This window comes from Oceaniglobus trochenteri, from assembly GCF_020529025.1.
Taxonomy (GTDB): Bacteria; Pseudomonadota; Alphaproteobacteria; order Rhodobacterales; family Rhodobacteraceae; genus Oceaniglobus; species Oceaniglobus trochenteri.
Window position 1 is genome coordinate 291,772 of the sequence record NZ_JACNMM010000005.1, and the last position, 22,675, is coordinate 314,446.

Below are 22,675 nucleotides of genomic sequence, written 5' to 3' on the forward strand. Positions count from 1 at the left end.
TCCTGTCGTTCTTATCGCACGATGCGCTTGCGGCGCGGCGCCTCGGTGTCGCGGATACCTTCACGGTGAAAGATATAGAGCCCGGAGCCAAGGATTATCGCAACACCGATCCAGGTTGCGGCATCGGGGAAATCGCCGAAGATCACGAATCCCAGCGCCGTCGCGGTCAGAATCTCGAAATACTGGAACGGTGCCAGGGTGGTGGCATCGCTGGTGCGGAAGGCCTCGGCGATCAGTACGAAACAGGTGGCCGCCACCGCCCCGGCACACAGGATCGCCCCCCAGGGCCAGATCGCCTCGCCCCGCGGCACCGCCGAAAGCACGCCGCCAAGATGCAGCCCGCCCACCGCAATGCCCAGCCAAAGCGCGGCAAAGACGGTGGCCCCGCATTGCACCGTCAACGCCGAGCGCGTGAGAGAGGCGCGTTTCAGCACGATCATGTTCAACGCATAGGCCAGGGCCGACAAAAGCGGCAGAACCGTCACCCAGCCATAATCCGCAAAGCCGGGGCGGATGACGATCATCGCGCCCACAAGCCCCACCAGAACCGCCAGCAACCGGCGCGGCCCCGCCCTTTCGCCCAGCAAGGGGCCGGCCAGCAGCGTCAGGATCAGCGGCTCGACAAAGAAGATCGCGATGGTCGTGGCGATGGGCATGACCGAGAAGGCAAGGATCAGACTGCTGAGCGATGCCGCCAGAAGCCCGCCGGAAAAAGCCACCAGCGGCGAAAACATCGCGCCACGCAACCGGCGGCGCAGGAAGAAGGCCACCGGCACCAGGAACAGCCCCTGCGCGATGACGCGCCACATGGTCACCGCCAGCGGGTCAAGCACGCCGGTCAGCAGCTTTGCAAAGGTATCGCCCAGCGGCAAAAGCAGCATGGCGATCATCATCAGGATCATGCCGGGGCGCGCCTGGCGCCGTGCGGTCATGGCCGCGACCTGAAGGGGGATGGTCTGCATCATTCCAGACACCTCGCAAATCTGCGGCTGCAGGTCGTGCAGCCTTGATCCGGGCGTTCAGGATTGATTTCGGGGGGCCGATGCCATGCGACGCCATCGCAGGTCTGGCCGGGCCACAGGAATAGCCCTGCAAGGCCCCCCGGTCAAGATCGCTGGCGCAACCCCGCCATGCCCGCCCTTCATGGCAGGCATGGCGCGGCCTGGGTCACGGCGTGGGCGCATCCGCGCGCAGCAGGCCCTCGGATTTCAGATCGTGCCACAGGGCATCGGGAATCTCGGCGCGGGCGGCCTGAAGGCTGCCTTGCACTTCCTTTGCCCCCTGCCCGCCGGGAATGACCGAAACCACCGCGGGATGCAGCAGCGGAAACTGGAAGGCCGCGTCGATCAGCCGGGTGCCATGGGCGGCACAGACCTTTTCGATCTTCGCCACGCGGTCGAGGATTTCCTGCGGGGCGGGGTCGTAATTGTAATAGGCGCCGGGTTTCGCACCGGTGGCCAGGATGCCCGAGTTGTAGGCCCCGCCAATCACCAGGCCGATGCCACGCTCTTGCGCGAGGGGCAGGAAACTGTCTAGCGGCGTCTGCTCCAGAAGGGTATAGCGCCCGGCCAGCAGGAAGATGTCGAAATCGCCCCGCTCGGTCAGCCACTGGCAGCTTTCCCATTCGTTCACGCCTGCACCGAAAGCCTTGATGACACCCTGGTCACGCAACTCAAGCAGGGCGCGATAGCCCCCCTCGATAAATTCGTTCAGCGCTGCATCCAGCACCTGCCGATCACCGCGCGAGAACATGTCAAGGTCATGGGCATAGAGGATATCCACCCGGGCGACCCCCAGCCGTTCGAACGAGAATTCGAGGCTGCGCATCACGCCGTCATAGGTATAGTCGAACATCTCGGTGCGGTCGGGCACGTCGATCCACTTGTCGGGGCCGTCGCGTTTTTCGGGCGTCGTGGGCACAAGCAGCCGGCCCACCTTGGTGGACAGGACATATTCATCGCGCGGCTTGTCGCGCAGGAACCGGTTCAGCCGGGTTTCCGACAGGCCCAGCCCGTAAAGCGGCGCGGTGTCGAAATAGCGCACCCCGGCATCCCAGGCGGCCTGAAGGGTGGCCTGGGCATCGTCATCGCTGATCGCCCGGATCAGGTTGCCAAGGGGGGCCGTACCGAACCCCATTTCGGTCAGGGTAAGGCCGCCGTTGCCCAGGCGGTCGAAATGGCGGGTTTTCAGGGACATGTCGGTTCTCCTTGTCTGGCTGTACCGGCGCATGGGGTGACAGGCGCCCTGCCCCCGCGCTCTGCCCGCCCGGCAGGCGGCTGCGCCACGGCGGGGATCATGGCGCGACAATTCCCATGGTGGGCGCAGGGGTCAAGCGGTTAGTTTCCCGCCCCGGTGCGCCATGGGGCATGGCACGCCCGCGCGACAGCCCTGTCCTTTGCCCGCCGTCGCGCTATGGTCGGCGCCAGTTCACCAGGAGACACCATGGCACGCCGCGATCTGACCACCGGTTCCATCCCAGGGCATTTCCGCGCCCTGGCCATTCCCACCGCCATCGGCATGGTGTTCACCACGCTTTACAACGTGGTGGATGTCTATTTCGCGGGCATGCTTTCCACCGATGCCCAGGCAGGGCTGGCGATTTCCTTCCAGGTGTTCTTCGTGCTGATCGCGCTGGGGTTCGGGCTGTCCACCGCCATGAGCGCGCTGGTGGGGAATGCCCTGGGTGAACGTTCGCTGCGCGAGTCGGTCATCGCGTCACAGGGGCTGTCCTTTGCGCTGATCGTTTCGGTGCTGGGGGTGATCCTGGGCTGGTTCTTTTCGCCCTACCTGATCGGGCTGATCTCGGAACCGGGGGATTACCGGGATGCGGCGAACCAGTATCTTGACGTGCTGATCTTCGCCGCCCCGGCCTTCCTGATCGCCTTCGGGGCCAACGGAATCCTGACCGCGCAGGGCGACACCAAGTCGATGCAATACGCCAATATCGCCGCCTTCTTCGCAAACGTGGTGCTGAATCCGCTGTTCATCTTCGGCCTTGGCCCCTGGGAGGGGCTGGGCTTCAACGGTATCGCGCTGTCAACGCTGGTGTCGCAATCGGGGGTGATGGTCTTCATCCTTTACCGGGTCTTCACCTCGGAGGCGATGCAGGGCGAACGCCAGTATCGCCCCCGGCCGGAGGTCTACGGGGAGATCGCCGCACAGGCCCTGCCCGCCAGTTTCGCCATGATGGTGATGATGATCGCGGGTTTCGTGGTGCAGTATTTCCTGAAGGGCTTCGGCGGGTCGGCCGTGGCGGCCTATGGCGTGGCCCTGCGCATCGAACAATTGCTGCTGCTGCCGGCCTTCGGGCTGACCGGCGCGCTTCTGCCCATCGTATCGCAGAACTATGGGGCGCGCGATTTCGACCGGGTGCGCGCGGCGGCGATGTTCTGTTTCAAGGCAGGGGTGATCCTGATGCTGGGGGCGGCTTGTGTGCTGTGGTTCGCCGCCGGTCCGGCCCTGGCGGTCTTCACCGACGACGCCCGGGTGATCGAGATCGGCAAGAGCTATCTTCACGTCGATGGCTTCATCCTGCCGGTCTATGTGATGCTCTTTGCCATCAACTCCATGCTGCAGGCCTTCAAGAAGCCGATCTATACCCTGTGGATCGGCATCTACCGCCAGGGGATCGGCGTGGCGCTTTTTGCCTGGCTTTACGTCGTCGTCTTCGACTTCGGCTATTTCGGGGTGTGGATCGGCATCGCCACGGCGGTGACCAGTGGCTTTATCCTGTCGCTGGTGCTGGTGGAGATGCTCGCGCGGCGCCTGATCGGCGGCCTGTTCACCCGGGTGGGCGAACGGGTGCCTGCCTGAGAGGTCGGACCGGGGCGCTGCCCCGGACCCCGGGATATTTCAGGACCAAAGATGGGCGGATGTGGAAAGCCCCCGGCGATCATGCCGGGGGCTTTTGTTTTTCAGGTGATCCGGGTCAGCAGATCTTCGAGCGACTTCTTGGCGTCGCCGTAGAACATCCGCGTGTTGTCCTTGAAGAACAGCGGGTTCTCGATCCCCGAATAGCCGGTGCCCTGACCACGCTTGGAGACGAAGACCTGTTTGGCCTTCCAGCATTCCAGCACCGGCATGCCGGCGATGGGGCTGTTGGGGTCGTCCTGGGCGGCGGGGTTCACGATGTCGTTCGACCCGATGACGATGGCCACGTCGGTGCTGGGGAAATCGTCGTTGATCTCGTCCATTTCCAGCACGATGTCATAGGGCACTTTCGCCTCGGCCAAGAGAACGTTCATGTGGCCGGGCAGACGGCCCGCCACCGGGTGGATGGCGAAGCGCACGTTCTTGCCCTTGGCGCGCAACCGGCGGGTCAGTTCGGCCACGTTCTGTTGCGCCTGCGCCACCGCCATGCCGTAGCCGGGGATGATGATGACGCTGTCGGCATCTTCAAGCGCCGCTGCCACGCCATCGGCGTCGATGGCGATCTGTTCGCCCTCGACCTCCATCGCCGGGCCCGCGCTGCCGCCGAAGCCGCCCAGGATCACGCTGATGAAGGACCGGTTCATCGCCTTGCACATGATGTAGGACAGGATCGCCCCGGACGAGCCCACCAGCGCGCCCACCACGATCAGCAGGTCATTGCCAAGGCTGAAGCCGATGGCCGCCGCCGCCCAGCCCGAGTAGCTGTTGAGCATCGAGACGACGACGGGCATGTCGGCGCCGCCGATGCCCATGATCAGGTGATAGCCGATGAAGAGCGCCGCCAGCGTCATCAGGAACAGCGGGAAGAAACCGCCGGTGTTGAAGTACCAGATCAGGCAGAGCACGGCGAGCGCAGCGGCGGCGGCGTTGAGCATGTGGCCACCGGGCAGCTTTTTCGCGGCCGAGTTCACCTTGCCCGCCAGCTTGCCATAGGCCACGACGGAACCGGTGAAGGTGACGGCACCGATGAAGATGCCGAGGAAAAGCTCGACCCGCAGGATCGAGATTTCGACGCCGTCCTTCTTGGCCAGCAGGGCGGCAAAGCCGTCAAGCGCGGCGCGCTGTTCGGCGTCCATGGCCAGGACGCGGCCCAGTTCGATATGGGCGATCAACCCGACAAAGACCGCCGCCAGGCCGACGAGGCTGTGCATGGCCGCGACAAGCTCGGGCATCTGGGTCATCTGAACCCGGGTGGCCAGCTGATAGCCGATGATGGCGCCGCCCGCGATCAGCAGCAGCGACAGAAGCCAGAGCCCGGCACCGGGCCCGATCAGCGTGGCCGCCACGGCCAGGGCCATGCCCGCGATGCCGTACCAGACCGCGCGCTTGGCGCTTTCCTGGCCCGAAAGCCCGCCCAGCGATAGGATGAAGAGAACTGCCGCGACGACATAGGCCGCTGTTGTGAAACCGTATTCCATGTCTTGCGCCCCTTACGACTTCTGGAACATGGCGAGCATGCGCCGTGTCACGAGGAAGCCGCCGAATATGTTGATCCCGGCCATGAAGACCGAAAGCGCGGCCAGCAGGATGACGAGGAACGAGCCCGAGCCGATCTGCATCAGCGCGCCGAGAATGATGATCGACGAGATGGCGTTGGTGACCGCCATCAGCGGCGTGTGCAGCGAATGTGCGACACCCCAGATCACCTGGAAGCCGACGAAGACGGCCAGAACGAAGACGATGAAATGCTGCATGAAGCTGGCCGGCGCGACAAGCCCGACCCCCAGCAGAAGCAGCGCCCCCACGGCCAGGAGCGTCACCTGGTTGCGGGTCTGGGCCTTGAAGGCGGCCAGTTCATTGGCCTTCTTCTCTTCGGCGGTCAGTTCGCGCGGCTTTTCCTTTTTCGGAGCGGCGGCGATGGCCTTGACCTTGGGCGGGGGTGGCGGCCAGGTGATTTCGCCCTTGTGAGTGACGGTCGCGCCGCGGATCACGTCGTCTTCCATGTTGTGATCGACCACGCCGTCCTTCTTGGGGGTCAGGTCGGTCAGCATGTGACGGATGTTGGTGGAATAGAGCGTGGAAGCCTGCGAGGCCATGCGCGACGGGAAATCGGTATAACCCACGATTGTCACGCCATTGTCGGTGACGATCTTCTCGTCCGGCACGGTCAGCTTGCAGTTGCCGCCCTTTTCGGCCGCCAGATCGACGATCACGCTGCCCGGTTTCATGGCCTTCACCATGTCCTCGGTCCAAAGCTCCGGCGCCTCGCGGTTCGGGATCAGCGCGGTGCAGATGACGATGTCGATATCGGGGGCCAGTTCGCGGAACTTCTCAAGCTGCTTCTCGCGGAACTCGGGGCTGGACGGGGCGGCATAGCCGCCGGTCGCCGCGCTGTTCTGGCTGCTTTCCTCGAAATCGAGGTAGACGAACTCGGCGCCCATGCTTTCGATCTGTTCGGCCACTTCGGGGCGCACGTCGAAGGCAAGGGTGATCGCGCCAAGCGATGTCGCGGTGCCGATGGCGGCCAGACCGGCCACACCGGCGCCGATCACCAGAACGCGGGCCGGGGGCACCTTGCCCGCCGCCGTCACCTGACCGGTGAAGAAGCGGCCAAAGTTGTTGCCCGCCTCGATCACCGCACGGTAGCCGGCGATATTGGCCATGGAGGACAGGGCGTCCATCTTCTGGGCGCGGGAAATGCGCGGCACCATTTCCATGGCGATGACGCTTGCGCCCTTGTCGCGGGCCTGCTCCATCAGCGCGTCGTTGCCCGCCGGGTTGAAGAAGGAAATCAGCGTCTGCCCTTCGCGCATCTGCGCCAATTCGCCCTCGCTGGGCGGGCGCACCTTGGCAACGATGTCGGACTTGCTCCAGACGACGCCGGCATTCTGCACCACCTCGACGCCCGCTTCGGCGTAGGCGGCATCGGAAAATCCGGCCTCTACCCCTGCCCCGCTTTCGATCAGGGCGGTATGGCCCAGCTTGGCCAAGGCGCGCGCGCTTTCGGGCGTCAGCGCCACGCGACGCTCGCCCTTGATCTGCTCTTTCGGTGTCCCGATCAGCATTCAGTATCCCCCAGACTGTATGGCAAGGCCTGCACGCGATCTTGTCCGCGCACAGGCCCGATAGGTAATAAACTTACGTTGCGTGACGGTTTACTTTTTCTTCTTGATCTCTTCAACCGCTTCGCTGACCTGGCCCTTCACCTGTTCATAGGCCTGCTCGTTGGCCTCGCGGGTGGCATCGGCCAGCTTCTTCATCATGGTCAGCGCCTCTTCGACCGCGTCGTTCATCGCGGTCTGCTTGGCCTTGAGCGTGTCGGGGCCGGCGTTGTCCTCGGCCCACTGGTATTGCTCGCGCACGGTCTTGGTCATCTGGCCGAAGACTTCCATCTGCTTGTCCAGCATGTCCTTGTAGGCCTCGGCGGCCGACTTGTTGGCCTTTTGCAGGGCCTCGAAGTTGCGCTTGTTGGCCTTCACGATGCCGTCGAGATCGAACATCGACTGCTGTTGCGGCTGGAACATGGCGAACATGTTCTGGGGCTGGAACATCTTCTGCATCTCGGCCGGATCGAAGGCCTTGAACATCTCACTCATGTCGAACGGATTCTTGGTCATCGCGGTCTCCTTCAATGGCGTTTCTTGGGTGGCATCAGATCGGTGATCGTACCCTCGAACATCTCGGCGGCAAAATTGACCGTTTCGGACAAGGTGGGATGTGGGTGGATGGTATGGCCCAGGTCGACGGCATCAGCGCCCATTTCGATGGCCAGTGCAACCTCGGCGATCAGATCGCCCGCATTGGTGCCCACGATGGCGGCGCCGATCACCCGGTCGTCGGCCGGGTCGAACAGCACCTTGGTGATGCCTTCGCTGCGCCCATTGGCCAGCGAACGGCCCGAGGCAGCCCAGGGGAAGACGCCCTTGGCATATTTGATGCCCTTGGCCTTCGCCTCGGTTTCGGTGACGCCGACCCAGGCGACCTCGGGGTCGGTATAGGCGACCGAGGGGATCACCCGGGCGTCGAAGAACCGCTTGTGGCCGGCGACGACCTCGGCCGCGACCTTGCCTTCATGCACCGCCTTGTGCGCCAGCATCGGCTGGCCCACCACGTCGCCGATGGCGAAGATATGCGGCACGCCGGTGCGCTGCTGGTTGTCCACGGCGATGAAGCCCCTCTCGTCCACCGAAACCCCGGCCTTGTCGGCATCGATCAGCTTGCCATTCGGGCGGCGGCCGACGGCCACCAGAACCCGGTCGAAGGTGTCGGTGCTGGTTTCGCCCTTGTCATCCTCGAACGTGACCTTGAGACCCTTCTTCTGGGCCTCGACCGCGGTAACCTTGGTTTTCAGCTTGATCGCGGCCAGACGCTTTTCCATCCGCTTTTGCAAGGGCTTGATGATGTCCTTGTCGCAGCCGGGAATGATCTGATCCATCAGTTCCACCACCGTCACATCCGCACCCAGCGCGTCGTAGACCGTGGCCATTTCGAACCCGATGATCCCGCCGCCCAGCACCAGCAGCTTATTCGGGATATCGCGCAGTTCCAGCGCCCCGGTGGAATCGATCACCCTTTCGTCGTCATGGGGCACGAAGGGCAGCTTTACCGGCTCGGACCCCGCGGCGATGATGCAGTTGTCGAAACTGACGGTTTTGGTGCCGTCATCGCCCGTGACCTCGATCATGTTGGGGCCGGTGAATTTGCCGTACCCCTGCACTGTCGTCACCTTGCGCGCCTTGGCCAACCCGCCAAGACCGCCCGTCAACTGGCTGACGACGCTGTCTTTCCAGTCGCGCAGCTTGTCGAGGTCGATCTTCGGCTTGCCGAAGCTGACCCCGTGATCGCCCATCTCCTCGGCCTCGGTGATGGCCTTGGCCGCGTGCAGCAGCGCCTTGGAGGGGATGCAGCCGACGTTCAGGCAGACACCGCCAAGGGTGGGGTACTTTTCGATCAGGATCACGGATTTGCCAAGATCGGCCGCGCGGAAGGCGGCGGAATATCCGCCGGGACCCGAGCCCAGGACCACCAGTTCGGCGTGCAGGTCGCCCTTGCCCTTTGCGGTGCCGCTGGCGGCCACCGATTTCGGGGCCTCGGGCGCGCGCTCTTCGGTTGCTTTCGCGCCCTCATCGCTGTCGCCACTGTCGCCGCCTTCGGCCTCGACCACCATGATCACGCTGCCCTCGGACACCTTGTCGCCTTCGGAAACCTTGATCTCCTTGATCTTTCCGGCGGCGGGGCTGGGCACTTCCAGCGTTGCCTTGTCGGATTCAAGTTCGATCAGGGGGTCTTCCTTGGCCACGGTATCGCCCACCGCCACCAGGATGGTGATGACGGGAACGTCCTTGAAATCGCCAATGTCGGGTACCTTGATTTCCATATCCGCGGCCCCCTTACAGCATCAGCCGCCGGGCATCGCCCAGCAGGTATTTCAGGTGCGCACAGAACCGTGCGGCCAGCGCGCCATCGACGGCGCGGTGATCATAGGACAGGGACATGGGCAGCATGTTGCGCGGTTCGAATTCGCTGCCGTTCCAGACCGGCGCCATCTTGGAGCGCGTCAGGCCCAGGATCGCCACCTCGGGCGCGTTGACGATGGGCGTGAACGAGGTTCCGCCGATCCCGCCCAGCGACGAGATGGTGAAGGTCGCGCCCTGCATGTCCTGGCTTTTCAGCTTGCCTTCGCGGGCCTGGCCGGAAAGTTCGCCCAACTCTTTGGAAATCTCGACGATGCCCTTGCGGTCGGCGTCCTTGATCACCGGCACCATCAGCCCGTTGGGCGTGTCGGCAGCAAAACCGATGTTGTAGAAAGATTTCTTGATCAGCTTGTCGCCGTCGGGATGGATCGAGCTGTTGAATTCCCAGTGCTTTTTCAGCGCGCTGACCGATGCCTTGACGATGAACGACAAGAGCGTGACGCGATAGCCATCCTTCTTGGCCTCAGTGTCCAGTTCCTTGCGGTACTGGTCAAGCTCGGTGATGTCGGCCTCTTCGTTGTGGGTGACATGGGGAATGTTCAGCCACGAGCGGTGCAGCGCGGGGCCCGAGATCTTCTTGATGCGCGACATCTCCACGTCTTCGACCGGGCCGAACTTGGAGAAATCCACGGCCGGAATCGGCGGAATGCCCATGCCACCCTGCGCCGGCGCGCCACCCGAAGCCGCGGGGGCCGAGGCGGATTTGAACATCGCGGTGATGTCTTCGCGCAGGATGCGGCCCTTGCGGCCCGATCCGTTGACCTGGGCCAGATCGACGCCCAGGTTGCGGGCAAAGGCACGCACCGAAGGCGAGGCATGGGCCTTGGAAAAGCCGCTGTCGGTGAAGGCGGGCGCCGGAGCGCTGGGTGCGGATTTCGCTTCTTCCCTCGGCGCCTCTTCCTTTGGCGCCTCGGATTTCGCGGGGGCCTCATCGGGCGCTTTCGCTTCCTCTTCGCCCGCGCCTTCCAGCACCATGATCAGGCTGCCTTCCGACACCTTGTCGCCCTCGGAAACCTTGATTTCCTTGACCACACCCGCGGCCGAGCTTGGCACTTCAAGCGTCGCCTTGTCGGATTCCAGCTCGATCAGCGGATCTTCCTTGGCGACTGTATCGCCCACCGAGACCAGGATGGTGATGACCGGCACATCCTTGAAATCGCCGATATCGGGTACTTTAACGTCTACACTCATGTCTATCTCCTGATCTCCGGCTTACACCAAGCGGGGGTTCGGCTTGTCGCCGTCGATGTCGTATTTGGAAATGGCCTTTTCCATCTCGGCCTTGCTCACGGCCTTGAGCTTGTAAAGCTCGACCATGGCGGCGGCCGCGATGTGGTTCGCGTCCACCTCGAAGAAGCGGCGCAGGTTGACCCGGCTGTCGGACCGTCCGAAGCCGTCGGTCCCCAGGATGCTGACCGGTTGTTCCATGAAGCCGCGCACCTGTTCGCCATAGTTCTTCATATAGTCGGTGGCGATGATCACCGGGCCCTTCGCATCCTCCAGCGTCCTGGTGATGTAGGGCACCTTGGGGTCGCTGAGCGGGTTCAGGCGGTTCCAGCGGGCGCAGTCCTGGCCGTCGCGGGCCAGTTCGTTGAAGCTGGTGGCGCTCCAGATGTCGGCGGTGACACCGAAATCCTCCTTCAGCATCTCGGCGGCCTTCATCGCCTGCACCAGGATCGTGCCCGACCCCATGAGGTTGACGTGCTTCTTGCCGGGCTTCTTGACCCGCTCAAGCGCATAAAGCCCCTTGATGATCCCCTCTTCGGCGCCCTTGGGCATCTCGGGATGGGCGTAGTTTTCGTTCATCAGGGTGAGGTAGAAATAGACGTCGTCCTGATCGCCATACATCCGCTGAAGCCCGTGCTGCACGATCACCGCGACCTCGAAGCTGAAGGTCGGGTCATAGGTGATGCAGTTGGGGATGGTGCTGGCCAGGATGTGGGAATGCCCGTCCTCGTGCTGCAACCCCTCGCCGTTCAGCGTGGTGCGCCCGGCGGTCCCGCCCAGCATGAAGCCACGCGCGCGGCTGTCGCCCGCCGCCCAGGCCAGATCGCCGATCCGCTGGAAGCCGAACATCGAGTAGTAGATGTAGAAGGGCACCATCGGCACGCCGTGGTTGGAATAGGCGGTCGAGGCGGCGATCCAGTCGGCCATGGCGCCGGCTTCGTTGATGCCTTCCTGAAGAACCTGACCGCTGGTCGATTCCTTGTAAAACATCATCTGGTCGGCGTCTTCGGGGGTATAGTTCTGACCCAGCGGGTTGTAGATGCCCACGCTGCGGAACAGCCCCTCCATCCCGAAGGTGCGCGATTCGTCGGGGACGATGGGCACCACCTGCTTGCCGATCTTCTTGTCGCGCAACAGGGTCGTGAGGATGCGCACAAAGGCCATGGTGGTAGAGATTTCACGCTCGCCCGTGCTTTCAAGCTGCTGCTTGAAGGCGTCGAGGGGCGGAATTTCCAGGCTGGGCGCATCGGTGAACCGCTTGGGGAATTCGCCCCCCAGCGCCTTGCGACGGTCGGCCAGATAGGCCTTTTGCGCGTTGTTCAGCGTGACGAAGGGCGCCTTGGGCAGGTCTTCGTCGCTGACCGGAATCTGGAACCGGTCGCGCATGGCGCGCAGCTGGTCCTCGACCATCTTCTTCTGCTGGTGGCTGGTGTTCATCCCCTCGCCGGCCTTGCCCATGCCATAGCCCTTGACGGTCTTCACCAACAGGCAGGTGGGCTGGCCCTTCACCTCGGTCGCGCGCTTGAAGGCGGTGTACACCTTCTGCGGATCGTGCCCGCCCCGGCGCAGCGCCCAGATCTGATCGTCGGTCCAATCCTCGACCAGCTTGGCGGTTTCGGGATACTTGCCGAAGAAATGCTTGCGGATATAAGCACCATCCTTCGATTTGAAGGTCTGGTAGTCGCCATCGACGGTCTCATCCATCAGCTGGCGCAGCCGGCCGGTGGTGTCCATCTCAAGCAGTTCGTCCCAGCCCTTGCCCCAGAGCACCTTGAGCACTTCCCAGCCCGCGCCGCGGAAGTTGCCCTCAAGCTCCTGCACGATCTTCGAGTTGCCGCGCACCGGGCCGTCAAGACGCTGAAGGTTGCAGTTCACGACGAAGATCAGGTTGTCCAGACCTTCGCGCGCGGCAAGTCCGATGGCGCCCAGGCTTTCGGGTTCGTCCATCTCGCCATCGCCGAGGAAGCACCACACCTTGCGGTCGCCCATGTCGATATGGCCGCGGTTGTGCATGTATTTCATGAACCGCGCCTGATAGATCGCCATCAGTGGCCCAAGGCCCATGGAAACGGTGGGAAACTGCCAGTAATCCGGCATCAGCCAAGGGTGGGGATAGGACGACAACCCGCTGCCCCCCACTTCCGAGCGGAAGTTCTCCATCTGCTGTTCGGAAAAACGCCCCTCCATGAAGGACCGGGCATAGATTCCGGGCACGATATGGCCCTGGAAAAACACAAGGTCGCCGCCGTGATCGTCGGACTTGGCGCGCCAGAAGTGATTCAGCCCGATATCGTACATCACCGCCGAACTGGCGAAGGACGCGATATGGCCGCCGTATTCGGAGGATTCCTTGTTGCGCCGCACCACGGTGGCCATGGCGTTCCAGCGGTTGATCGTGCGAATCCGCCACTCCATGTCCTGATCGCCCGGAACCTCCAGCAGATCATCCGAGGGAATGGTGTTCTGATAGGGTGTCGTCGCGCTGAACGGCAGGGTCGCCCCGGCGGCTCGGGCCTGTTGCACCGCCTTGTCCAGCAGAAAATGTGCGCGGTCGGCACCATCGCGGGCGATCACATCCTCGATCGCCTCCTGCCATTCCTGGGATTCCACAGGATCGATGTCGGGGGTTCCGTCTTTCATCTACGTCTCCTTTGCCAAAAGGCGCGTCATAACATTCCATGTTATAACAGCGGCCTTCCAGCAGATTTTCAAATTTTAAGCGAAGAACTGTGCGCCATTGGCGCTGATCGTCGACCCCGAGATGAAACCGGCGTCGTCACTGGCAAGGAACGTGACACAGCGCGCGATTTCCGAAGGTTCGCCCAGACGGCCGACGGGAATCTGCGGGATGATCTTTTCGTTCAGAACCTTTTCGTCGATGGCGCGCACCATTTCGGTGCCGATATATCCCGGGCAGATCGCGTTCACCGTGATCCCGGCGCGCGCACCCTCCTGGGCCAGCGCACGGGTGATGCCGATGTCGCCAGCCTTGGCGGCGGAATAGTTGGCCTGCCCCGCCTGCCCCTTCTGTCCGTTGATCGAACTGATGTTGATGACCCGGCCGAACTTGCGTTCGCGCATGCCGGGCCAGACCGGATGCGTCATGTTGAAGACGCCCGAAAGGTTGGTGTCGATAACCTCGCGCCATTGCTGGGGGGTCATGCGGTGGAACATGGCGTCACGGGTGATGCCGGCGTTGTTCACCAGAACCTCGACCGGGCCAAGGGCGCCTTCGACCTCGCCGATACCGGCGACGCAGGCGTCATAATCGGCCACCGACCACTTGAAGGTCTTGATGCCGGTTTCCTCGGTGAATTTCGATGCGGCCTCGTCATTGCCGGCATAGTTCGCGGCAACGGTATAACCGGCCTCTTTCAGCGCGACCGAGATTGCAGCGCCGATCCCCCGGCTTCCGCCGGTCACAAGTGCAACGCGTCCCATGTTCTCTCCTCCAGGTCTTTTATGTGGTTATTTCCGACTGCCGCAGGGTTAACGTAACACCCCCGTGATGTGGACTGCGCAAATGGCAACCCCGGTATGCAATCGCATCCAACGCCGCCTCCCCGGGTGCGCGAAGGGCGGCACATCTCTTGCAGGTTCTTTTTCACCTCTCCAGTAAGGCATGCCGCCCCGCCCCTTGCAAGCACCTTGCATCGCACACCCTTTTCACCGAAGCCCCCCGCGCCTATAGACAGCGCGACAGCACCCCGGAGGCACCGACAATGCGCAAGGCCAGCATCACCCGCACCACCGCCGAAACCGACATCACGGTCGAGATCGACCTGGACGGCACGGGCACCTACGACAACCGCACCGGGGTCGGATTTTTCGACCACATGCTCGACCAGTTGTCGCGCCACGCGCTGATCGACATGACTGTGCGCGCCACGGGCGATCTCCACATCGACGATCACCACACGGTCGAGGACTGCGGCATCGCTCTGGGGCAGGCCCTTGCCAAGGCCCTGGGCGACAAACGCGGCATCCGGCGCTATGGTTCCTGCACGCTGGCCATGGACGATACCCAGATCGCCACCGCGCTTGACCTCTCGGCCCGCCCCTATTTCATCTGGAATGCCGACATGCCGACCGGCAAGATCGGCACTTTCGACACAGAACTGGTGCGCGAATTCTTCCAGGCGCTCTCGACCCACGGCGGGATCACCCTGCATATCGACAAGGTGCACGGCTTCAACAGCCACCACATCGCCGAGGCGACGTTCAAATCCGTGGCCCGCGCCCTGCGCATGGCGGTGGAACCCGACCCGCGCATGGGCGATACCCTGCCCTCGACCAAGGGTGCGCTCTAGGATGCTGACGGTTCTCATCGACTACGACAGCGGCAACCTGCACTCGGCGGAAAAGGCCTTCCAGAGGATGGCGCGGGAAACCGGCGCGGGTGAGGTCATCGTCTCCTCCCGCCCCGAGGACGTGGCACGCGCCGACCGCATCGTGCTGCCCGGCGACGGTGCCTTCCCGGCCTGCCGCGCCGCCCTGCTGCAGGATCACGCCGCCCTCTACGCAGCCCTGGTGGAAGCGGTGGAGACGCGCGCGCGCCCCTTCCTGGGCATCTGCGTGGGCATGCAGCTCATGGCGCGCCGGGGCCATGAATATGCCGCGACCGAGGGCTTGAACTGGGTCGATGGCGAAGTGCGCGCCATCGCGCCATCGGATCCGGCGCTGAAGGTGCCGCACATGGGCTGGAACGACCTGGTGGTAGACCGGCCGCACCCGGTGCTTGCGGGGATCGAAACCGGTGAACACGCCTATTTCGTCCACTCCTACCAGATGGAGATGGACGACCCGGCCCAACGCCTGGCCCACTGCGATTATGGTGGCCCGATCACGGCGATCGTCGGACAGGACAACCGCATCGGCACCCAGTTCCACCCCGAGAAATCCCAGGCGGCCGGGCTGCGGCTGATCGCGAATTTCCTGCGTTGGGCGCCGTAAGAAACGCCGGCGCGCGCGGCGCCCGAAGGATGCCTCCGGCGGGGATATTTTTGGACCAAAGATGAAAAGGAGGCTGCCCGCATTTTGCGCGGGGCATGTCCCATCTTTGGTCTTCAAATATCCAATCCCAAACCGTCAGCCCGCGCCCCGCCCGTGATGGCACGCCCGGCCAGCACCGGGCGCCCGCAGGGAATGGCGTGGCGCGTCAGCGCCTCCGCCGGGTCACGGTTATTTCAGGCGGCGCCAGGTCTGCTTGGAGCACAGAAGCCCGCCCGCGACGCAGCCCGACAGTTTCATGGAATTGCCCGACAGTGCGATCTTGCCGATGTAGATCTTGCCGTTCGACGGGCGCAGCACCTTGCCGTCATACCGCCCGTCGCCCTTGGGCGTCATGTTGCGCACGATCTGCAGCCCGAGGTTAGGCGATTTGTATTCCCCCCCGGCGTTGAAGGTGCGCTGGATCGTGCCACAGAAGGCCGGCCCGCAGGGGGCAATCTTCACATGGGCGTAGGCGCCGTCGTCGGCCTCGGTCTGCCAGGTGCCTTCCAGCGGGTCGGCCAGCGCGGCGGTTCCCAGCACAAGTGCGGCCCCCAGGGCGATGCAGAATTTCTTCATCTCGGTCTCCTCCCGAATTCTCCCGCCTTCATTGAACGCTGCGCCGCGCCTTCCGGCAACACTGACGTTGGGTCGCTGCCGGCGCTTGAGCTTGCGGGCCCTTCGGTGCAAAAGGCGCGCGAACAGTGACGAAGGAAAGCCCGCCATGATCCTCTATCCAGCCATCGACCTGAAAGACGGCCAATGCGTGCGCCTTTTGCGGGGGGACATGGACAAGGCCACCGTCTTTGGCAGCGATCCGGCCGCACAGGCGAAGAGCTTTCAGGATGCGGGCTGCGAATGGGTCCATCTCGTCGATTTGAATGGCGCCTTCGCTGGCGAGCCGGTCAATGGCGCCGCTGTCGAATCGATCCTCTCAACCATTACTGTTCCCGCACAGCTGGGCGGCGGCATCCGCGACATGGCCACCATCGAACGCTGGATCAGCCGGGGCCTTTCGCGGGTCATCCTTGGCACAGTCGCGGTGGAAAACCCCGACCTCGTGCGCGAGGCGGCCCGCGCCTTTCCGGGCAAGGTGGCGGTGGGGATCGACGCGCGCAAGGGGCGCGTTGCCACCAAGGGCTGGGCGACGGAAACCGAAGTGATGGTGACCGACCTTGCCCGCAGTTTCGAGGACGCGGGCGTGGCCGCCATCATCTATACCGACATCGACCGGGACGGCGCCATGCAGGGCCCCAATGTCGCCGCGACCGAGGCGCTGGCCCGTGCCGTCGACATCCCCGTGATCGCCAGCGGCGGCGTGTCGTCGCTGGACGATCTGCGCGCGCTTGACGCCACCGGCGTCATCGCCGGGGCGATTTCGGGGCGCGCGCTTTACGACGGGGCCATCGACCTTGCCACGGCCCTCGCCGTTCTGCGCGGAGAAGGCTAGTCAGCGATCGCCTTGTCGGTCAACTTGTCCAGCGCGCCGTCGATCTTGGTCAGGTATTCGGCGTCCTGCGGCACCTCAAGCCCTTCGAACAGGGCCGCCGAATTCTCGTAAACAACGCGGGTGGTGCCCTCGCCGTCAAGATATGTCAGCACCCGCAGCGGCAGCATCAGGCCCACGCGCGGATCGTCCTGCATCGGCGGAGTCCCGACCTTGGGGTTGCCGAAGATCAGCAGCTCCGACTCTGCCAGCTCCATATCGACCGAGGCGGCGCTGCCCGCATGGTCGACGCGGGCAATCACCGTTGCCCCCGCCTCTTCCACTGCGGCGGCCAGGGCATCGACGGTTTCGCTTACCGATTTGGGCGAGGTCTTGCTTTGCAGTTCGGCCAGTACGGGACTGGCGGCCAGGGCCATCGCGACGGTCGCACTGGCAAAGGTCAGCGGGCGGGAGTGGCGGGTCATGCTGGTATCTCCTGTTCAGTGATCTTCCCCGCCCAACGCGCCCGCCCCCGCCGGGTTGCACCCCTGGCGCACACATTTGCGTCAGCTTCAGTTGCGGCTGGCCTTGCGGGGCGTTCCCCGGTATCACCGCGCCAAACCACCAGAACCCGGATGTCCCATGCTGAAAACCCGCATCATCCCCTGTCTCGACGTGGCCGAAGGGCGCGTGGTGAAGGGCGTGAACTTTGTCGACCTGATCGATGCCGGCGACCCGGTCGAGGCCGCCATCGCCTATGACGCGGCCGGCGCGGACGAGTTGTGCTTTCTCGACATCCTGGCCACCGAAGACAACCGCGACACCATGTTCGACCTGGTCACGCGCACGGCCGAACACTGCTTCATGCCGCTGACGGTGGGCGGTGGCGTGCGCACCCCCGAGGATGTGCGCAAGCTACTGCTGGCGGGGGCCGACAAGGTGTCGTTCAACTCGGCCGCCGTGGCCGACCCCGACGTGGTGGCCCGCAGCGCCGAGCGGTTCGGCAGCCAGTGCATCGTCGTGGCCATCGACGCCAAGACGGTCGCCCCCGGCAAGTGGGAGATCTTCACCCACGGAGGCCGCCGCCCCACCGGGATTGACGCGGTGGATTTCGCCCGCACCGTCGCCGCGAAGGGCGCGGGGGAAATCCTGCTGACCTCGATGGACCGGGACGGCACGCGCGCCGGGTTCAACCTGCCGCTGACGCGGGCAATCTCGGACGCGGTCAGTGTTCCGGTCATCGCCTCGGGCGGGGTGGGCACGCTGGATCACCTGGTGGAAGGCGTGACCATGGGTGGCGCCAGCGCGGTTCTGGCCGCGTCGATCTTTCACTTCGGCGATTTCACCATCGGTCAGGCCAAGGCCCACATGGCCGCCGCCGGCATCCCCATGAGGCTGTCATGACTGCCCTGCACCGCCTGGCCGAAACCATCGCCGCCCGCAAATCCGCCGACCCCGAATCGTCCTGGACGGCAAAGCTGCTGGCCAAGGGCCCCGGGAAATGCGCCGAAAAGTTCGGGGAAGAAGCCATCGAGGCGATCATCGAGGCGGTGAAGGGCGATCGCGCGCGCCTGACCAGCGAAGCGGCAGACGTGCTGTATCACCTGCTGGTCATGCTGGCCGCGCACGACCTGACCCTTGAGGATGTCGAATCCGAACTGGCCCGCCGCGAAGGCACCAGCGGCATCGCCGAAAAAGCGGCGCGCTGATTCCAGCCACCTAGATCACCCGCTTTGCCGCGCCATTCAATCCGATGGCCAATTGTAAACAATGTGTCTCTAATTGAGTTCTTCCCGGATCGAGAATTCCGTGGTACGAAATTTCGCTGCATTGCCAAACTGTGCCAAGCCATACCTTGCTGGTGAGATATTGGCGACAATTCCTTGTCCGATCCGTGACGAATACCCCTTTTCAGGAGCCAGAGCATGAGCAAGGTCTTCCAATATCAAGAAGATAACCTGTCGTATACCGTTACCATCTATGAAGAGAACGGTGCCTTTTTCGCCGATATCACCGTCAACGAAGGCGCGATGGACGTGAATGCCATCTATTATGGAGATGACGATTACTCGGGCGCCAGCGAGGCGCTCAAGGGATCGCTGAACATGAATGGCGCCGGTTCGACCTATGAGGGTGAAAAGGTCCAGTGGGACGAGGCAGTCGCGCTCAGTAAACCTGGCCTGGGCCGCGAGGGTGAAGACAAGGAAACCTTCCTGTCCGAGGGTGAGACCCTGAAGGTGTCGCTGGACATCGACAGCCTGGACAGCATCGACATATTCGGTATCCGCGCCACTTCGACCACCACCGATTCAGGTTCGATCAAGGGCGTGTCCGGCGACCCGCAAGAACCCGAGGAACCGGAAGAACCGGAAGAGCCGACTTATGACAAAGTGTTCTTTGGCTACGACTTCGACGGCAATGACAACCCTCTTGGGGGGTATTTCATCCTGGCCGACGAACCGGAAAACAACGAATACAATATTCCTGTTCTCCCGGAAGGCACCGAACCCACCTTCGAGAACTTCGCCAATTACTTCGAACAGATCGGCGGCGATGTCACCGCGGTGGAATCGGTGGTGTTCTACCAGAATGATTACGACGGCGTGCCGCAGGAAGCATTCCGCGTCGACGCGCCCGACGAGGGTTTCGCCGACACCGACGCGATGGTCGCCGCCTACGACGATGCCATCGCGACCATGGAAGATCTGGATGCCGGCGAAGAACTGATGCTGGCCCTGATGATCGAACGCGAAGAAGCCGACGACGTTTCCGACGAGGAGGACATGGACGAATTCGAAGACGAAGCCGTTCTCTGACCCTGCCCCATTCTCCGGGCGGCGTGGCTTGCCACTGCTGCGCTGCCCGAACAGGAAAACAAAAAAAGCGCAGTCGAAACTGCGCTTTTTCTTTTCTCTGACCGTGGCGAATGCCTCAGCGCTTGGAGAACTGGAAGCTCTTGCGGGCCTTGGCCTTGCCGTACTTCTTGCGTTCCACCACGCGGCTGTCGCGGGTCAGGAAACCGGCGGCCTTCAGGGCGCCGCGCAGGGACGGATCGTAAAGCTGCAGCGCCTTCGACACACCGTGCTTGACCGCGCCGGCCTGGCCGGAAAGGCCACCGCCCTTGACGGTTGCCACGACATCGAACTGGCCTTCGACATTGGTGACCTGGAAGGGCTGGCGCAGGATCAGGCGCAGCACCGGGCGGGCGAAGTACTCGGACTGGTCCTTGCCGTTGACGGTGACCTTGCCCGAGCCCGGCTTGATCCAGACGCGGGCGACCGCATCCTTGCGCTTGCCGGTGGCATAGGAGCGGCCCAGTTCGTCGCGCACCTGTTCGTGCACGGGGGCGTCGTTGGCAACGGCCAGATCGCTGCCGGACACGGCGGCGTTCAGCTCGTCCAGGGATTTGATTTCGTCGGCCATGCTCATGCGCTCCGGGTGTTTTTCTTGTTCAGGGCTTTGACGTCCAGAACGGTGGGGTTCTGCGCTTCGTGCGGGTGATCCGCCGAGGCGTAAACGCGCAGGTTGGTCATCTGCTGACGGCTCAGCTTGCCGCCGGGCAGCATGCGCTTGACGGCCATGGTCACAACGCGCTCGGGGAACTTGCCGTCGAGGATCTGGCCGGTGGTGCGCGACTTGATGCCGCCCGGATAACCGGTGTGCCAGTAGTTCGGCTTGTCACGCTTGTTGCCGGTCAGCTGGATCTTGTCGGCATTGATGACGATGACGTTGTCGCCCATGTCCATGTGCGGGGTGAAGCTCGGCTTGTGCTTGCCGCGCAGACGCATGGCGATGATCGAGGCAAGACGGCCCAGAACGACGCCCTCGGCGTCGATCAGGATCCACTGCTTGTCGATATCCGCCGGGGTCGCGGTAAAGGTTTTCATGATCTGTCCTGTCGAGAATTTGCGTGGGCGACCTGCGCCCTCACGGGATGGCCGTGTTCTAAGGGTTTGCGCGGCACAGTCAATCGTGATGTGCTGAATAATTTAGCGCAAAAACAATGACTTGAAAATAAGGTATCAAGATACCCCACCTTCAGGGCGGCTCCCCTGCCCCTTTGCGGCGAAAAATCCGGGCGCGCCGGAAAAAGGGGGTTGCGTGGTGGCCTCATGGCCCCTAGATGCGGCAATTCATGCGGGACCGATCCCAACCCCGGCGACGGGGGGGCGCTAAGGGACCACGGATTTCAATCTACTGGAACGAAGGGGAACGCCATGGACGGCTCCAACCTCTTCCAACTGGGGATCGGTCTGGAGACTGGCGCCCACGCGGAAGACACCCGCGGCTTCGATGCCGCGAATATCGACACACCGAAAACGGCCACCCGTGACGTTCTTGATGCGGATCGCGAGGATCACTTCATCCGCCGCGATGGCAAGGTCTTTGCCGGCACGCACCTGATCATCGAGGTGGTGGACGGTCACGGCCTGGACGACGAGGCGCGGATCCAGCAGGCCTTCCGCGATTCCGTAGAACTCTGCGGGGCCACCCTGTTGCATATCCACACCCACAAGTTTTCGCCTCAGGGCGTGAGCGGCGTGGCGGTTCTGGCCGAAAGCCACATCTCGGTGCACACTTGGCCCGAGATCGGCTATGGTGCCTTCGACGTGTTCATGTGCGGCGATGCCAACCCCTGGCGCGCGGTCGAGGTTCTGAAGGCGGCCTTCCACACCGACGACGTGCGGGTAAAGGAATTGCTGCGCGGTGACGGCCTGGTGAACGAAACCGCCGCCGCCTGATCCCTTGGCCGGTGTCGGGCCAGAAGATGAGTATTTTCAGCAAGAAAGAGCAGGGGGTGGTGCGAACCGGCCCCTGTTTTCCGTATCGAGGAGAGACAGGATGAAGGGTTGGAGCATCGAGACCCTGCACGCCGACCATGCCCAGGCGCTGCGCGAGGACCGGGTTCTGTATGACAGCGAGACCGATCACCAGCGCCTGCGGGTGTTCGAGAACCCGACCTTCGGGCGGATCCTCACGCTGGACGACGTGGTACAGGTGACCGAGGGCGACAATTTCATCTATCACGAGATGCTGACCCATGTGCCGATCCTGGCCCACGGTGCCGCGCGCCGGGTGCTGATCATCGGCGGTGGTGACGGCGGCATGGCGCGCGAGGTGCTGCGCCATGCCTCGGTCGAACATGTCACCATGATCGAGATCGACGCCGGGGTGGTGGATTTTTCACGCCAGTACCTGCCGGGCATCTCGGCCGGTGCCTTCGACGATCCGCGCCTGCATCTGACCATTGCCGACGGCGCCGACTACATGCGCGAGACGGCCGAGCGTTTCGACGTGATCATCGTCGACTCCACCGATCCGGTGGGCCCCGGCGAGGTTCTGTTTACCGACACCTTCTATGGCCACGCCAGGCGGGCGCTGGCGCCGGGGGGCATTCTGGTGACGCAGAACGGCGTGCCCTTCCTGCAGGGCGAGGAGCTGACCAACACCATGCGCGCCTTCCGCGCCCTGTTTTCCGACGCCACCTGCTACCTGGCCACGGTGCCCACCTACGCGGGCGGGCCGATGGCCTTTGGCTGGGGCACCGACGGCAGCGCGCGCCAGGTCACGCTGACGCAGTTGCGCGACCGCTTCGCCGCCGCCGGGATCGCCAGCGACTACTATACCCCCGAGGTGCACCTGGCCGCCTTCGCCCTGCCCGGCTATGTCGCGCGCCTTATGCCCTAGG

The 22,675-nt window shown here is 63.6% G+C and carries 22 protein-coding genes; 9 read left to right on the forward strand and 13 right to left on the reverse strand.

Annotation, left to right across the window (positions count from 1 at the left end; genetic code table 11):
- Positions 1-11: 11 nt before the first annotated feature.
- Entirely contained in the window at positions 12-965 is a 954-nt protein-coding gene (locus tag H7828_RS10790; RefSeq protein WP_226781032.1) for a DMT family transporter, read from the reverse strand.
- A gap of 202 nt (positions 966-1,167) precedes the next feature.
- Positions 1,168-2,196 carry an aldo/keto reductase gene (locus tag H7828_RS10795; RefSeq protein WP_226781033.1) on the reverse strand — a complete coding sequence of 343 codons (1,029 nt, stop codon included), beginning with the start codon at positions 2,194-2,196 and terminating at the stop codon, positions 1,168-1,170.
- Positions 2,197-2,442: 246 nt separating this feature from the next.
- Between H7828_RS10795 and H7828_RS10800 the strand changes: the two genes are divergently transcribed.
- Positions 2,443-3,813, forward strand: a complete 1,371-nt coding sequence (locus H7828_RS10800; protein WP_226781034.1) for an MATE family efflux transporter — start codon at positions 2,443-2,445, stop codon at positions 3,811-3,813.
- A 101-nt stretch (positions 3,814-3,914) separates the two neighbouring features.
- Here H7828_RS10800 and H7828_RS10805 read toward each other — a convergent pair whose 3' ends face one another.
- The 7 genes from H7828_RS10805 to phbB form a co-directional block, all read right to left on the reverse strand.
- Positions 3,915-5,348, reverse strand: a complete 1,434-nt coding sequence (locus tag H7828_RS10805; protein WP_226781035.1) for an NAD(P)(+) transhydrogenase (Re/Si-specific) subunit beta — start codon at positions 5,346-5,348, stop codon at positions 3,915-3,917.
- Between the two features lie 12 nt (positions 5,349-5,360).
- Complete coding sequence (locus H7828_RS10810) at positions 5,361-6,935, reverse strand: Re/Si-specific NAD(P)(+) transhydrogenase subunit alpha (protein ID WP_226781036.1); 1,575 nt, start codon at positions 6,933-6,935, stop codon at positions 5,361-5,363.
- Between the two features lie 90 nt (positions 6,936-7,025).
- Entirely contained in the window at positions 7,026-7,487 is a 462-nt protein-coding gene (locus H7828_RS10815; RefSeq protein WP_226781037.1) for a phasin family protein, read from the reverse strand.
- 11 nt (positions 7,488-7,498) lie between these two features.
- Positions 7,499-9,247 (reverse strand): dihydrolipoyl dehydrogenase, encoded by a 1,749-nt coding sequence (gene lpdA, locus H7828_RS10820; protein ID WP_226781038.1) that lies wholly within the window; start codon positions 9,245-9,247, stop codon positions 7,499-7,501.
- Between the two features lie 13 nt (positions 9,248-9,260).
- On the reverse strand, positions 9,261-10,535 hold the full coding sequence (aceF, locus tag H7828_RS10825; protein ID WP_226781039.1) for a dihydrolipoyllysine-residue acetyltransferase: 1,275 nt from the start codon (positions 10,533-10,535) through the stop codon (positions 9,261-9,263).
- A gap of 21 nt (positions 10,536-10,556) precedes the next feature.
- A complete protein-coding gene (gene aceE / locus H7828_RS10830; RefSeq protein WP_226781040.1) occupies positions 10,557-13,211 on the reverse strand; it encodes a pyruvate dehydrogenase (acetyl-transferring), homodimeric type in 2,655 nt (884 codons plus the stop codon).
- Positions 13,212-13,286: 75 nt separating this feature from the next.
- Entirely contained in the window at positions 13,287-14,012 is a 726-nt protein-coding gene (gene phbB, locus H7828_RS10835) for an acetoacetyl-CoA reductase (protein WP_226781041.1), read from the reverse strand.
- Between the two features lie 281 nt (positions 14,013-14,293).
- On the opposite strand from phbB, the gene hisB reads away from it, so the two are divergent.
- Entirely contained in the window at positions 14,294-14,881 is a 588-nt protein-coding gene (gene hisB / locus H7828_RS10840) for an imidazoleglycerol-phosphate dehydratase HisB (RefSeq protein WP_226781042.1), read from the forward strand.
- Position 14,882: 1 nt separating this feature from the next.
- Positions 14,883-15,524 (forward strand): imidazole glycerol phosphate synthase subunit HisH, encoded by a 642-nt coding sequence (gene hisH, locus H7828_RS10845; protein ID WP_226781043.1) that lies wholly within the window; start codon positions 14,883-14,885, stop codon positions 15,522-15,524.
- 228 nt (positions 15,525-15,752) lie between these two features.
- Here the strand turns inward: hisH and H7828_RS10850 are convergent, their stop codons facing one another.
- On the reverse strand, positions 15,753-16,139 hold the full coding sequence (locus tag H7828_RS10850; RefSeq protein ID WP_226781044.1) for a DUF2147 domain-containing protein: 387 nt from the start codon (positions 16,137-16,139) through the stop codon (positions 15,753-15,755).
- 145 nt (positions 16,140-16,284) lie between these two features.
- On the opposite strand from H7828_RS10850, the gene hisA reads away from it, so the two are divergent.
- Positions 16,285-17,010 (forward strand): 1-(5-phosphoribosyl)-5-[(5-phosphoribosylamino)methylideneamino]imidazole-4-carboxamide isomerase, encoded by a 726-nt coding sequence (hisA, locus tag H7828_RS10855; RefSeq protein WP_226781045.1) that lies wholly within the window; start codon positions 16,285-16,287, stop codon positions 17,008-17,010.
- Here hisA and H7828_RS10860 read toward each other — a convergent pair.
- The gene (locus H7828_RS10860) at positions 17,007-17,471 is read right to left on the reverse strand and encodes a DUF302 domain-containing protein (protein ID WP_226781046.1); all 465 of its coding nucleotides are present in this window, start codon (positions 17,469-17,471) and stop codon (positions 17,007-17,009) included. The genes hisA and H7828_RS10860 overlap by 4 nt on opposite strands.
- A 157-nt stretch (positions 17,472-17,628) precedes the next feature.
- On the opposite strand from H7828_RS10860, the gene hisF reads away from it, so the two are divergent.
- The 3 genes from hisF (at position 17,629) to H7828_RS10875 (ending at position 19,802) form a co-directional block, all read left to right on the forward strand.
- Positions 17,629-18,390 carry an imidazole glycerol phosphate synthase subunit HisF gene (hisF, locus tag H7828_RS10865; protein WP_226781047.1) on the forward strand — a complete coding sequence of 254 codons (762 nt, stop codon included), beginning with the start codon at positions 17,629-17,631 and terminating at the stop codon, positions 18,388-18,390.
- Complete coding sequence (locus H7828_RS10870; RefSeq protein ID WP_226781048.1) at positions 18,387-18,695, forward strand: phosphoribosyl-ATP diphosphatase; 309 nt, start codon at positions 18,387-18,389, stop codon at positions 18,693-18,695. The genes hisF and H7828_RS10870 overlap by 4 nt, the downstream gene beginning before the upstream one ends.
- Before the next feature lie 216 nt (positions 18,696-18,911).
- Positions 18,912-19,802: a hypothetical protein gene (locus H7828_RS10875; protein ID WP_226781049.1), complete on the forward strand. Its 891-nt coding sequence runs from the start codon at positions 18,912-18,914 to the stop codon at positions 19,800-19,802.
- A gap of 115 nt (positions 19,803-19,917) precedes the next feature.
- Here the strand turns inward: H7828_RS10875 and rpsI are convergent, their stop codons facing one another.
- Positions 19,918-20,409, reverse strand: a complete 492-nt coding sequence (gene rpsI / locus H7828_RS10880) for a 30S ribosomal protein S9 (protein ID WP_226781050.1) — start codon at positions 20,407-20,409, stop codon at positions 19,918-19,920.
- Positions 20,410-20,411: 2 nt separating this feature from the next.
- Positions 20,412-20,873: a 50S ribosomal protein L13 gene (rplM, locus tag H7828_RS10885; RefSeq protein WP_226781051.1), complete on the reverse strand. Its 462-nt coding sequence runs from the start codon at positions 20,871-20,873 to the stop codon at positions 20,412-20,414.
- 330 nt (positions 20,874-21,203) lie between these two features.
- Here rplM and speD point away from each other — a divergent pair, with 330 nt between their 5' ends.
- Both speD and speE read left to right on the forward strand, forming a co-directional pair.
- Positions 21,204-21,728 (forward strand): adenosylmethionine decarboxylase, encoded by a 525-nt coding sequence (gene speD, locus H7828_RS10890; RefSeq protein WP_226781052.1) that lies wholly within the window; start codon positions 21,204-21,206, stop codon positions 21,726-21,728.
- Positions 21,729-21,828: 100 nt separating this feature from the next.
- Positions 21,829-22,674, forward strand: coding sequence for a polyamine aminopropyltransferase (speE, locus tag H7828_RS10895; protein WP_226781053.1), 846 nt, complete (start codon positions 21,829-21,831; stop codon positions 22,672-22,674).
- The last annotated feature ends 1 nt before the right edge of the window (position 22,675 follow it).